The following is a 12,605-nucleotide window of genomic DNA, read 5'->3' as shown; positions in this document are numbered from 1 at the left end:
CATCTGGGTGAAATCGTTGTAATCCATGCTGGAATCCGGCCCGGTTCAGGGCTTCGTCTGCGGCGAAGCGCTCGTGAGGCGGATCCGCCACTCGCTTGCCGGATCGCGAAGGCGCCGATATAAGCCCCGCAACTCCGAACCACCCTTTTTCTCTTCAAGGACAAGATCATGGCCATCGAACGCACTTTCTCGATCATCAAGCCCGACGCCACCGCGCGTAACCTGACCGGCGCCGTGAACGCCGTGATCGAGAAGGCGGGCCTGCGCATCGTCGCTCAGAAGCGCATCCGGATGACCAAGGAACAGGCCGAGACCTTCTACGCCGTCCACAAGTCCCGCCCGTTCTTCGGCGAGCTCGTCGAGTTCATGACCTCGGGCCCGGTCGTCGTTCAGGTGCTGGAAGGCGAGAACGCCGTCGCCAAGTACCGCGACGTCATGGGCGCTACCGATCCGTCCAAGGCGGCCGACGGCACCATCCGCAAGCTCTACGCCAAGTCGATCGGCGAGAACTCGGCTCACGGCTCGGATGCTCCGGAGACCGCCGCGATCGAGATCGCGCAGTTCTTCTCGGGCAACGAGATCGTCGGCTAACCAGCCGCGGCTAAAGCGCGATGGATGCCATCGCGCTTTAGGTTACTGTTTGAGCATGATCTTTCCGGAAAACCGCTTCACACTTTTCCGGATCATGCTTTAGGTCGACAGGGGACTCATTGTGAACTGGCTCGGGCAGATCTTCGATCCCGCCACGATCGGGGCATTCTTCACCCAGTTCCGCAATGAGATGGCCGAGCCGACCTTCTGGATCGCGGTCGGCAAGATCATCTGGATCAACGTCCTGCTCTCCGGCGACAATGCGCTGGTGATCGCGCTTGCCTGCCGCGGCCTCAAGCCGCGGCACCGGCTGTGGGGCATGGTGCTCGGCGCGGGCGCCGCGGTGCTGCTGCGGATCATCTTCACCGGCATCGTCGCCAGCCTGATGGCGCTGCCGTATCTGAAGCTGGTCGGCGGCCTCGCACTGATCGTGATCGCGGCCAAGCTGGTGGTGCCTGAGAACGAGGAGGAGGACGTCGAATCCGCCTCGCATCTGTGGCAGGCGGTGCAGATCGTCGTCGTCGCCGACATCATCATGAGTCTGGACAATGTCATCGCGGTCGCCGCCGCCGCCAATGGCAGCGTGCCGCTGCTGGTGCTCGGTCTCGCCATCTCGGTGCCGCTGATTGTCGCGGGCGCTGCGCTGATCATGGCACTGCTCGCAAAACTGCCGATCCTGGTGTGGGCCGGCGCGGCGCTGCTCGGCTGGATCGCCGGCGAGGTGATCGCGACCGATCCCGGGGTAGAGCCGAAGCTGCATTCGCTCTCCGAAGGTCCGTTCGGCGCCTCGCTGGACCGGATGCTCGGCACTCTGCATATCCCGCCGCAATTCGCCCACGGCGGAGATGGCGCTGAATATCTCTGCGCCGCCCTCGGCGTCGTCGTCGTGCTGCTGGTCGGCGCGATCTGGCGCCGGCGCAGCCTGCATGCGGCTGCGCTCGAAGCCTCCGAGGCGCATGCCAAGGCGTCTGCTGAGTAAGAAAGGCGTCTGCCGAGTGAAATCTACCGTCGCACGATCGACCCCGATCGTCCGATCAGGCGGGCGAGCTGCTTGAAGCGGCTGCCGACGCGGTCGGCGACGAGATCACCTAACCTGTGCTCGAACACCAGCATCAGCTTGCGCCCATGGCTGCGGAAATGCGTGGCGGGCAGTACGCCCGGGCGCGCCGCCGAGATCAGATGCGCGACGCGGAAGGCCGCGCCAAGCAGGCGGGCGCGCTCGAGCTGGGCCGGCGTCAGCAATTCCTGCACGGTCAGCGGCGGCTGGTTCTCTTCGCTGAGGCCGGCATAGCGATAGAATACCGACAGGCCGATGAAGGCGCGCTCGCGATGGTCGATCGCTCCGAAATTGGCGTTGACCACGAGGCTCAGCGTCTGCTCGCCGCGATGATCGGGATGGACGCGCCAGCCGATGTCGGACAGAAGGCAGGCAGTATGGCGCAGGCGACGGTCTTCCTCGGTCTCGCGCAGCTTCACCACGCGCGCGAGGCGATCGGTCCAGGCGATCAGCTCACGGGCGTGCTTGGCCGAGCGTGACAGCAGCTGGTTGAGCTCCTCCGCCGCGCAGATCAGCCCGTCCTTGTTGCGCTCGGAATTCGGCAGCTTCTCATGCAGCAGGCCTTCGCGCACGCCGAAGGTCGAGAACACGATGGTCTTCGGCTTTGCAACGCGGATGATGTGCTCGAGCACGAGCGCTGCGTAGGTGAGGAGCGGGCGCCGCGCATCCGCGACGACCTCGATGTCGGCGAGCATGTCGGCGGCGGCGAGGCGCCGCAGTCGGCGGGCAAAATCGAGCGCCTCGGCCGCTTGTATGGAATAGCCGTGCATCACCTGCAGCGGATAGCCGCTCTGGATGATGTGGATGCGCGCAAGCGCGCGCCAGGTGCCGCCGACGGCGTAGAAGGTGCGGCCGCGACCGGTGGCGAGCTGGTCGACCTCGTCAATCGCCTCGCGCACGATGCGATCGGCGCGCTTCAGCGATTTGTGCGCGAGGTCCTGGAGCGCGAGGCCGCCGAGCGGCAGCGTCACGCCGCTGCGGACGCTGTTGCCGCGTACGTCGATCAGTTCGAGCGAGCCGCCGCCGAGATCGCCCACGATGCCGTCGGGACGGTGAATACCGGAGATCACACCGAGCGCCGACAGCTTTGCTTCGCGCGGTCCCGAGAGGATCTCGATCTTCACGGCGCAGATGCGCTCGGCTTTTGCGATGAAGTCGGCGCCGTTGGAAGCATCGCGGCAGGCGGCGGTCGCGATCGCGAACACGCGGCCGACCTGCATCACGCGGCACAGCGCGCGAAAGCGCTTCAGCGACGTCAGCGCCTTGTCGACGGCGTCAGGCGCAAGCAGGCCCGTGCTCTGCACCTCGCGCCCGAGGCCGCACAGCGTCTTTTCATTGAAGATCGGAATCAGGCTCCGCGCCAGCGCCTCGTAGACGACGAGACGAACCGAGTTGGAGCCGATGTCGATGACCGCGACGCTAGCGCCACGCTTGCGCGGCCGTTTCAAGGCGAGGATCTCCGGTCAGGACTGATGGCGTTCGTTCCGGCGCGTGAGACGGCGCGGCGAGGATTCCTTGAGCGACTTTCCACGGCCAGACAGACTCGGATTTGTCATGAAGTAATTGTGCACGTTGAAAGGCTCTTCGCCCTTCGCGGCCTTCATACGCGTTGAGGACCCGTCCGGCAACAATTGCCAGCTCTGCTCGTTGTCCTTGAGATTGGCGACCATGATCTGTTCGAGAACCTGCTGATGCACCGTCGGATTTTGCAGCGGACACAGCACCTCGACACGGCGGTCGAGGTTGCGCGGCATCATATCCGCCGACGAGATATACACAGCCGCTTTCGCGCTCGGCAGGCCCTGGCCCATGCCGAAGCAATAGATTCGGCCGTGTTCCAGGAATCGTCCGATGATGGACTTGACGCGGATATTCTCCGACAGGCCGGGAATGCCGGGGCGCAGGCAGCAGATACCGCGGACCACGAGCTCGACCTGCACGCCGGCCTGTGAGGCTTCATAAAGCGCATCGATGATATCAGGATCGACGAGCGCATTCATCTTCATCCAGACCGCGCCGGGCTTGCCGTGACGGGCGTGCTCGGTCTCGCCCTGGATGTGCTCGATGATGCGCTTGCGCAAGGTCAGCGGCGACACCGCCATCTTTTCCAGATCACTCGGCGCGGCGTAGCCGGTGATGAAGTTGAACACGCGCGCGGCGTCGCGGCCGATGGTTGGTTCCGAGGTGAAGTAGGACAGGTCGGTATAAATACGCGCGGTGACCGGATGATAGTTGCCGGTGCCGGTATGGACGTAAGTGGTGAGGCTGCCGCCCTCGCGGCGCACCACCATCGAGAGCTTGGCGTGCGTCTTCAATTCGAGGAAGCCGTAGACGACTTGCACGCCGGCGCGTTCGAGGTCGCGCGCCCAGCGGATGTTGGCTTCTTCGTCGAAGCGCGCCTTCAACTCGATCAGCGCGGTGACGGACTTGCCGGCTTCGGCAGCTTCGGCGAGCGCGCGCACGATCGGCGAGTTGTTGGAGGTGCGGTAGAGCGTCTGCTTGATCGCGACGACGTCGGGATCGCGCGCGGCCTGTTGCAGAAACTGCACCACCACGTCGAAGGATTCGTAAGGATGATGGACGATCAGGTCCTTTTGTCTGATAGCCGCGAAGATATCGCCGCCATGCTCGCGCACGCGCTCGGGATGGCGCGGCACGTAAGGGGTGAATTCGAGATCAGGCCGGTCGAGCCGGGTGAGTTGCGACAGCTCGTTCATGGCAAGCACGCCGTCGACCAGGAATACCTCGTCGTCGGCCGCCGACAGTGCGTGCTGCACGAAGTTGCGCAGTTCTTCCGGCATCTTGGCGTCGATCTCAAGCCGGATCACCGATCCGCGGCGACGCCGCTTCAGCGCGGTCTCGAATAGGCGGACGAGGTCTTCGGCTTCTTCCTCGATTTCGAGCTCGGAGTCGCGGATGATGCGGAAGGCGCCCTGGCCGTGGAGACTGTAGCCGGGGAATAGGCGGTTGATGAACAGGCTGGTGGCCTGCTCCAGCGAGATCAGGCGGACCTTGCTCTCGGCCGGCAGGCGGATGAAGCGGTCGATCTTGCCGGGCATGCGGATCAGCGCGTTCATCGGCTTGCCATCAGCCTCGCGCGTCAGCTGGAGTGCGATGGTGAAGCCGAGGCTCGGGATGAACGGGAAGGGGTGGGCCGGATCGATCGCCAGCGGCGTCAGCAGCGGGAACACGTTGTTGAGGAAATACTCCTCGAGCCAGGTTCGCTCCGCCTTGGTGACGTCCTTACCGTCGACCAGCGCGATGCCGACGTCGGCCAGCGTGCCGCGCAACTCACGCCAGATCGCCTGCTGATCACTGGCAAGTTGCGAAACCGTGCGGTTGATCAGCGCCAGCTGCTCGGACGGGGTCAGCCCGTCAGGGGCACGCTCGGCAATGCCCTCGCGGACCTGCGCCTTGATGCCGGCGACGCGGACCATGAAGAACTCGTCGAGGTTATTGGCTGAGATCGACAGGAATCGCACCCGCTCCAGCATGGGGTGGCTGGGGTTGACCGATTCCTCCAGGACGCGACGGTTGAAATGCAGCCAGGACAACTCGCGATTGATGAATCGCTCGGGGCTTGAGGCGATCGCCGGCAAGCCCCCGGTTTCCGTGGCTTTCTCCTTTGTTTCAACAGCTTGCGCGGAATCCATGAGAAGTCGGTCCATCCGTTTCGCCCCAATTTGCGACTTATGCGCAAAACCGGCCGGAGCATGTGTTAATGCGATGACGTTTCGATGACATTGATGTTCCGCCGCCGCGCCGCGCCGCGTCAAGCGGGCCCGGCGGTCAGGCGTCCCGAAGCAGCTCGGCGGCCAGCGCCCTTGTGACGGGACGGCCGAGCCGCAGCGCCTCGCTGTCGAGCTGTTCCACCGCGCGCCGTGCGGCGGCCGAGGAGCGCTCCAGCCGGGTCGCAAGGTAGCTCACGACAGCCTCGTCGACGGTGAGCTGGCGATCGGCGCAGAACTTGACGATCAGGCCGCGGAACAGCTGGTCATCCGGTGGCGCGAGCGAAATCACGGGTATCGTCCGCAGCCGGGAGCGCAGGTCGCGGAGCTCGACCTCCACCGCCGCGGGCGCCTCGCGACCGGTGAACAGCACATAGGCGCCGTCCTCGCGGGCCAGGTTCATCAGATGGAAGAGAGCACGCTCGTCAAAATCACCAGCCTTGAGATCCTCAACGACCAGCGCGCCGGTCGCAAGCGCGCCGGGGACGGCGGCGGCACTCAGGGCGCCGGCTGTGGTCGAGCGGGCGCCTGATTCCTCGGCCCAGATCGCGGCGAGATGGCTTTTGCCCGAGCCTTCCGGGCCGGCGAGCCACATGATCCGGTTGGGCCATTCCGGCCAGCTGTCAATCAGGGCAAGACCGGCGGCATTGGCAGGGCCCTCGAGGAAATTGTCCCGGCTGAGGCTCTCCGCATGTGGAAGGGAAAACGCCAATTGTCGGGGATGAACGCGGCCTGCCACGCTTGCTTTGCTCCTTACCGGCGCGCCGGCATTGTCTGACGAGAATGGACTTATTCGATCGGGAGTTGGCCTTTTGCTGGGCCGCATCCCCTCTCATTTGGCCTCGATCGTGCTCATGTGCCGCAGCCACTCCACGAGATAGAGCGACACCGAGGACAGGGTGAACACCGTGACGAGGCCCATCAGGATTATATCATACGGCGACGACCTGAAGCCGAAGGCGAGGGCGGCCAGCACCAGCGCCGCATACGCGACCTGGGCCGCTGTGTTTAGCTTGGATACTTTCGACGGCCTCATCTCGACCGGCTTGTCGAATAGCCAGGACACGATCACCGCAGTGACGATCATGATGTCGCGGGATACCACCAGGATGACGATCCAGCGCGGGATGTCGCCCCAGATGCCGAGCGACAGGTAGATCGACACCAGCAGCGCCTTGTCGGCCAGCGGATCGAGCAGGGCGCCGAGCTCGCTGGTCATGTTGAAGCGCTTGGCCAAAAAGCCGTCGACGGCGTCGCTGATGCCTGCGATCAGGAAGACGGCGAACGCCACCTCCATTTGGCTCGACACGATGGCCCAAACGATGATCGGGACCAGCATGATGCGGCCCAGGGTAATAATGTTCGGAATACTCACACGGCGCTTCCCGGCACCCGACCTGACCTTGAATCCGACCTCTTAGAGGCTGAACCGGTTGATATCTCTACATAGTATAGGGCGGGGCGCCACGCTTGCCATTGCGCGTCCCCGGAATTCGACGTAACCAGCCGCAAACCCACTGGAAATCGGGCATGACCGACCGCAAAAACGGCCTCACTTACGCCGATTCAGGCGTCGATATCGACGCGGGCAACCGCCTGGTCGACCTGATCAAGCCGATGGTGCGCGCCACCGCCCGGCCGGGCGCGGATGCCGAGATCGGCGGATTCGGCGGCCTGTTCGACCTCAAGGCGGCCGGCTTCAAGGACCCCGTCCTGGTTGCGGCCACCGACGGTGTCGGCACCAAGGTCAAGATCGCGATCGAGACTGGCCTGCATGGCGGGATCGGCATCGATCTTGTCGCCATGAGCGTCAACGACCTCGTGGTGCAGGGCGCCGAGCCGCTGTTCTTCCTCGACTATTTCGCTTGTGGCAAGCTCGACCCGGAGGCCACCGCCGCCATCGTGGCAGGCGTCGCCGAGGGCTGCCGCGAGTCCGGCTGCGCCCTGATCGGCGGCGAGACCGCGGAGATGCCCGGCCTCTACAAGGACGGCGACTACGACCTCGGCGGATTTACCGTCGGCGCGGCCGAGCGCGGCACACTATTGCCGCGCAAGGACATCGCCGCGGGCGATGCCGTGATCGGTCTTGCCTCGTCGGGCGTGCATTCCAACGGCTTCTCGCTGGTGCGCAAGATCGTGGAACAGTCCGGCCTCGGCTTCGAGGCGCAGGCGCCATTTGCCCCTGTTATGACGCTCGGCGGCGCGCTGCTGACGCCGACGAGGCTCTACGTCAAATCCTGCCTGAGGGCGATCCGCGAGACCGCTGCAGTGAAGGGCCTTGCCCATATCACCGGCGGCGGTTTCACCGACAACATTCCGCGCGTGCTGCCTGCAAATCTTGGCGTCGGCATTGATCTGGCACGCCTGCCGGTGCTGCCGGTGTTCAAATGGCTGGCCGCCCAAGCCGGCATCGCGGAGCTCGAAATGCTCCGGACCTTCAACTGCGGCATCGGCATGGTCGCGATCGTCGAGCCCGAGAGGGTCGATGAGGTGGTGCGGGTCTTCACCGATGCCGGCGAGACCGTGGCGCAGCTCGGCACCGTGATCCCGGCCGAGGGCGAGCACCGCGTCGTCTATAACGGCCACCTCGACCTGGCATTGTGATGACTGCCGCTGCGATGAAACGGCGCGTCGCCATCCTGATCTCAGGCCGCGGCTCCAACATGTCGGCGCTGATCAAGGCTGCCAGCGCCGCGGATTTCCCGGCGGAGATCTCACTCGTCGTCTCGAACAAGGCTGACGCGCTCGGGCTCGAACGGGCCAGGGCGGCCGGCGTGACAACGTTGGTGATCGAAAGCAAGCCGTTCGGCAAGGACCGCGCCGGATTCGAAAAAGCGCTGCAGGCCGCGCTCGATCAGCACGGCATCGAGCTGATCTGCCTCGGCGGCTTCATGCGCTTGTTCACGGCCGAGTTCGCCAGGGCGTGGTACGGGCGGATGCTCAACATCCATCCGTCGCTGTTGCCGTCATTCCCCGGCCTCGACCCGCACGGCCAAGCCTTGCGCGCCGGCGTCAAACTGTCTGGCGCGACAGTGCATTTCGTGATCCCCGAGACCGACGCCGGCCCGATCGTGATGCAGGGCGCGGTGCCCGTCAGCGATCACGACACGGCCGAGATCCTGTCCGAGCGCATCCTCGAAGTCGAGCACCGCATCTATCCCGCGGCGCTGAGCCTGCTTGCGACCGGCAAGGTCAGGATCGAGGGCGACGTCTGCAAGACCGCGGGGAGTGGGGCGTCAGAGAATTTTCTGATTGCGCCGGTTGTGGGCTAGTGCAACTGCTCAGCTATTCGCCAGCCATTTTGTACCCAATGGTGATACCATTCGCCGTCCGGGGCACCGAGGAGGCCGCGCTCTAGGTCCTGCAACGAAACTTGGGTCGATCAGAGTGATCCAGATAAACATTGCCCTTTGCGGTTCTCAGCATTGGTTTCATTCGCTACCGAGAAGTACTCCGATCGTTGGATCATCGATCGATCGCTCACGACGCTGCAAACGGGTCAAGCAGTGATACGCCGGTCGCTGCAATATCGGTAATATTGCGTGTCACTAGGGTCAGGCCGTGAACTTTGGCTGTGGCGGCGAGAAGACTGTCAATCAGAGGCAGTGGGTTGGGAATTCCAAGAATTGCCCAGGTCTCGGCGGTGGTCTCGTCAATGGGAATAACCCGATCGGCAAGTCGGGCCCTCATCTGCGAAAACCATCGGTCGAGAGATTTCGCCTGGAGAAGATCATTCCTCCTTTTCGATTCGATGCCTCGGCGAATTTCGGCGAGGACCAAGACGCTGGTTCCGATTTCCTCCGCGGGAGTCTGACTAACCCAACGAATGACATTTGGGTCGGCGCGCTCGCGCTTGCGTATTTCGGATATGACGTTGGTATCGACCAAAAACCTCACAAGTCGAACTCTCGCCAGGTGTCCCGCCGCGGCTGATCGAGCACACCGTCGAAGGCTTCATCGGGAAGCTCCGAGCCAAAGACGTCGAAGGCTGTCTTGACGTCGGAATTGAGGAGGGCGTTGGCAATCGTTGACCGAAGTACTGCGGCTCGCTCCGGCTCGTCACGCAGAGTTTCGGCCAAGGCCCGGATGAGGCTTGCGTCCTTCCTGGCGGCTTGGACTTCAACCCGTACGAGACCACGCGCTGCCGCGCGGCGGCGATGAGTCCGGGTTGCCTTTCGCTGAGACTTCGTTGCCACTGCTCACCTCAATTTCCGGTAATATAACCGGAAATATGCGTTTTGTCCAATTCGTGGCGTCGCGGCTGCCCCAAAACAAAATCCCCCGGCGGAGCCGGGGGCATCGTTATGATCTCTCGCTGATATCTTCGAGAGAAATCAGGAAACCTTGAGGTTCTCCGCGGATGTCTTGCCGCGGTTCTCCACGAGGTCGTATTCAACTACCTGGTTTTCATTGAGGGTAGAAAGTCCGGCACGCTCGACCGCCGAGATGTGGACGAATACGTCCTTGTCGCCGCCGTTCGGCTTGATGAATCCGTAGCCCTTGGTTGGGTTGAACCATTTGACGGTGCCCTTTTGTGGCATCCTCAGTCTCCTCCGCTAGATACTAAAAAGACGCGGCCGCTTTTCGCGTGCCACGTCACAAACGGGCTTCCGGAAGTCTGTTCGAGTCTTGAGCCTGTCGCGAAACGCACAGCCGAGCGGCCAATTCCGATTGTGTACGATATTCCAACACGAAAACCGTGCGCTCGCAAGCTGCGTGCAAACTTCAAGACTGCGCAGGAAATGGCCGCCCGCAATTTGTGACCTGTGGCAGCGGAACCACAATTGGAGGAATCACCCCGGCGAAAGCACGCGGACCGGTTGACCCCTCGTGGCAGTTCAGCACAAATCGTCGCACCTGCTCGCCCTCCGCGTTGTATTTTTGCGGGCCGCCATTTTGCTTCGGGAATAGTCGTCATGTGCTGCACTCAGCAGCCACAAGGGATACGGCAGACGATCGGGCTGGACCGTGTCCGCCGGATCGTGACGGCGATCGCCATGACGCTCGCGGTTGTTGCGATGCTGCCGGCGACCGCGGCCTTGGCGCAGACCCCGACGCCGACTTCGTCTCCGACGCCAACGCCAACGCCGACGCCCACCCCGACACCGTCCCCTTCGCCGTCCCCGGGCACGACGTCGACCAATGCCAACCAGTCAGCCGGCAACAGCACGCTCAATCTGGGTTCGAATTTTCTGGAGCGGCTGGGCGGTCAGGCCTCGAACGGCGTCAACCGGGCCTCCCGCACCAATCCCGGCGGCGGCGGTGCGTCGGAGAATGCGGAGGATCCGCGCTACCGCACCTGGTTCGAGGGTTACGGCATATCGGTCCGCACCGATCCGCAGGGTGATTTCGTCGGTGACAAGCGCACCACGTTCGGCGGTGTCGCCGGCTTCGGGGCGCGGGTCGCGCCAGGCGTCAACCTCGGCTTCTCCGTCGACCAGAGCCACACCGACATCGGCGTGCCGCTCGCGCTTCAGTCGGCGACACTCGACCTGACGCAGATCGGTTTCAACGGTTCCGTCGACAAGGGACCATGGACCTGGGCCTTCGCGCTGGTGCACGGTTTCGGCAAGGTCCATTCCAGCCGTGATACCGGCTTCGGCCTTGCCGTCGCGGGGTATCACGCCACAGTCGACGGTGCGCTCACCGAGATCAACTATTACTGGACCAAGGATCAGATGCGCATCGTGCCCAAGGGCGCGCTTGAATATGTGCGCGCCACTAGCGCGGCGTTCCAGGAAGCCGGGGGACTTGACCCACTCAACGTCGGCTCGAGCGCTATCTCGCGTGCGCGCGTCATGATCGGCGCCGAGGTCGGGCGTTACTTCATTTTCGATCGGAAAATCCTGGACCTCTCGGCCTACGGCAAGTTCGTCGACAATTTTTATCAGGACCTCGGCTCGGTGCAGGTCAGCCTCGGGACCCAGAACATCATCGTCCCCGGCATCGGCGAGAGCCGTTATGGCATGGACGCTGGCGCCTCCGCCTCGCTCAGCCTGAGCAATACCGCGCGGCTGTATGTCAATTACGACGGCAAGTTCCGCAACGAGCTGACATCGCACCAGGGCACGGTCGGCTTCGAATATCGGTGGTGAAGGAACCGCTCCGTCCCACTCATGTCGGCGTCGCCGCAACGTATCCGGACAATCCAAAGCCCTCTCGCGCCGCCGTCATCATCGGTACCAACGCGTTCGGATGGATGAAATCGTTGCGAAAGCAGGGATGGGTTTTGGGATCGAAGATCTTCTTCAGCCAGTCGACCACGATCTTGTGCCGCTCGGAGGTGCGGAACTCCTTGTGATAGGTGAGCCAGAGGTCGGCGTGGTGGCTGACGTCGAGGTCGACAGCGACGAGCGGCGCGCCGAGCGCGATCGACACCGTCGGCAGGAAGCCGATGCCGGCGCCGCGCTCGACCGCGTAGAGCACGCCGACGGACGAGTTGGTCTTGATCCCGACAATGCCTTCGAGCGATTTGAGCCCGAGCACGCGCGCATAGGCGCTGTCATCGACCTGTGGCGAGCTCTGCTTGATGATGCGATGGTTCGGCAATTCGGCAAGCGTCGCAGGCACGCCGTAGAGATTCGCATATTCCCTGGAGACGAAGGGGTAGATGTGCAACCGGCCGAGCTTGGCGACGATGAGATCGGGATTGGTCGGTGGCTCGAGCTGGATCGCGATGTCCGACTCCAGTCGTGCGACGTCGGCCTGCTCCATCGCACAACGCAAATCGACGGTGATCTTGCGATAGGTCTTCTGGAAATCGATCAGCCGCGGCAGAATCCAGAAATTGCCGGGACCTTCCGTCACCGCGACCCGCACGGTGCCCGACGTATCGTTCGATGCGCGTGAGGCGCGGCGGAAGACGTTGAAGGCGTGACGCTCCATATGCGCGACGTCGGCGATCATCGCGGTGCCTTCGTCGCTGAGCGTGAGCCCGCTCTGGTCACGCAGGAAAAGCTTGCAACCGATGCTCTCTTCGAGCCGGTCGATCCTGCGCATCAACGTGGTGGAGGTGAGCCCGAGCTCTTCGGCAGCGTTGCGGAAACTTTTAAACTTCGCGCAAGCTAAAAACAGCTTCAAATCGTCCCAGGACGCATTTAGCGCTTCTTCATGGTGCTGCATCATTGCAGCACCCCGGTGCAATACTTGCTGCATACTCCTGATCTCCAACCGCTAAGCTTCCGCTCGTTGCGGCGTACAAAACCCCTGAACGATAACGATAGAGGGAC

The 12,605-nt window shown here is 63.3% G+C and carries 13 protein-coding genes; 5 read left to right on the top strand and 8 right to left on the bottom strand.

All coding sequences use genetic code 11. From position 1 onward, the window contains the following. The first annotated feature begins 168 nt into the window (after positions 1 to 168). The gene (gene ndk / locus ACNJX9_RS23650; protein WP_057757894.1) at positions 169 to 591 is read left to right on the top strand and encodes a nucleoside-diphosphate kinase; all 423 of its coding nucleotides are present in this window, start codon (positions 169 to 171) and stop codon (positions 589 to 591) included. A gap of 121 nt (positions 592 to 712) precedes the next feature. After that, positions 713 to 1,570 carry a TerC family protein gene (locus tag ACNJX9_RS23645; RefSeq protein WP_271603004.1) on the top strand — a complete coding sequence of 286 codons (858 nt, stop codon included), beginning with the start codon at positions 713 to 715 and terminating at the stop codon, positions 1,568 to 1,570. 23 nt (positions 1,571 to 1,593) lie between these two features. Here ACNJX9_RS23645 and ppx read toward each other — a convergent pair whose 3' ends face one another. From ppx to ACNJX9_RS23625, 4 genes are all read right to left on the bottom strand, one after another. Then, positions 1,594 to 3,096 (bottom strand): exopolyphosphatase, encoded by a 1,503-nt coding sequence (gene ppx, locus ACNJX9_RS23640; protein ID WP_439404434.1) that lies wholly within the window; start codon positions 3,094 to 3,096, stop codon positions 1,594 to 1,596. 15 nt (positions 3,097 to 3,111) lie between these two features. Then, complete coding sequence (locus ACNJX9_RS23635; protein WP_057757885.1) at positions 3,112 to 5,301, bottom strand: RNA degradosome polyphosphate kinase; 2,190 nt, start codon at positions 5,299 to 5,301, stop codon at positions 3,112 to 3,114. Positions 5,302 to 5,437: 136 nt separating this feature from the next. Beyond that, positions 5,438 to 6,115, bottom strand: coding sequence for a DnaA ATPase domain-containing protein (locus tag ACNJX9_RS23630; protein ID WP_057757882.1), 678 nt, complete (start codon positions 6,113 to 6,115; stop codon positions 5,438 to 5,440). Between the two features lie 93 nt (positions 6,116 to 6,208). Continuing rightward, positions 6,209 to 6,751 (bottom strand): CDP-alcohol phosphatidyltransferase family protein, encoded by a 543-nt coding sequence (locus tag ACNJX9_RS23625; RefSeq protein ID WP_057757879.1) that lies wholly within the window; start codon positions 6,749 to 6,751, stop codon positions 6,209 to 6,211. Between the two features lie 155 nt (positions 6,752 to 6,906). Here ACNJX9_RS23625 and purM point away from each other — a divergent pair, with 155 nt between their 5' ends. Together purM and purN are read left to right on the top strand one after the other, a co-directional pair. Further along, complete coding sequence (purM, locus tag ACNJX9_RS23620) at positions 6,907 to 7,980, top strand: phosphoribosylformylglycinamidine cyclo-ligase (RefSeq protein ID WP_439404431.1); 1,074 nt, start codon at positions 6,907 to 6,909, stop codon at positions 7,978 to 7,980. A 14-nt stretch (positions 7,981 to 7,994) separates the two neighbouring features. Beyond that, positions 7,995 to 8,648: a phosphoribosylglycinamide formyltransferase gene (gene purN / locus ACNJX9_RS23615; protein WP_439404429.1), complete on the top strand. Its 654-nt coding sequence runs from the start codon at positions 7,995 to 7,997 to the stop codon at positions 8,646 to 8,648. Between the two features lie 208 nt (positions 8,649 to 8,856). Here the strand turns inward: purN and ACNJX9_RS23610 are convergent, their stop codons facing one another. From ACNJX9_RS23610 to ACNJX9_RS23600, 3 genes are all read right to left on the bottom strand, one after another. Then, the gene (locus ACNJX9_RS23610) at positions 8,857 to 9,273 is read right to left on the bottom strand and encodes a type II toxin-antitoxin system VapC family toxin (protein WP_439404427.1); all 417 of its coding nucleotides are present in this window, start codon (positions 9,271 to 9,273) and stop codon (positions 8,857 to 8,859) included. Further along, a complete protein-coding gene (locus ACNJX9_RS23605) occupies positions 9,270 to 9,455 on the bottom strand; it encodes a hypothetical protein (RefSeq protein WP_439404425.1) in 186 nt (61 codons plus the stop codon). The genes ACNJX9_RS23610 and ACNJX9_RS23605 overlap by 4 nt, the downstream gene beginning before the upstream one ends. Before the next feature lie 255 nt (positions 9,456 to 9,710). Beyond that, positions 9,711 to 9,917: a cold-shock protein gene (locus tag ACNJX9_RS23600; protein WP_057757870.1), complete on the bottom strand. Its 207-nt coding sequence runs from the start codon at positions 9,915 to 9,917 to the stop codon at positions 9,711 to 9,713. 375 nt (positions 9,918 to 10,292) lie between these two features. Between ACNJX9_RS23600 and ACNJX9_RS23595 the strand changes: the two genes are divergently transcribed. Beyond that, positions 10,293 to 11,471 carry an autotransporter outer membrane beta-barrel domain-containing protein gene (locus ACNJX9_RS23595; protein WP_439404423.1) on the top strand — a complete coding sequence of 393 codons (1,179 nt, stop codon included), beginning with the start codon at positions 10,293 to 10,295 and terminating at the stop codon, positions 11,469 to 11,471. 19 nt (positions 11,472 to 11,490) lie between these two features. Here ACNJX9_RS23595 and ACNJX9_RS23590 read toward each other — a convergent pair whose 3' ends face one another. After that, positions 11,491 to 12,531, bottom strand: coding sequence for a LysR family transcriptional regulator (locus ACNJX9_RS23590; protein WP_439404421.1), 1,041 nt, complete (start codon positions 12,529 to 12,531; stop codon positions 11,491 to 11,493). Positions 12,532 to 12,605: the final 74 nt, after the last annotated feature.

The organism is Bradyrhizobium sp. BLXBL-03, assembly GCF_051853015.1.
In the GTDB taxonomy this organism is placed as follows: domain Bacteria; phylum Pseudomonadota; class Alphaproteobacteria; order Rhizobiales; family Xanthobacteraceae; genus Bradyrhizobium; species Bradyrhizobium manausense.
Note: the sequence above shows the minus strand (reverse complement) of the source record. Positions and strands in the feature narration are given on the sequence as shown.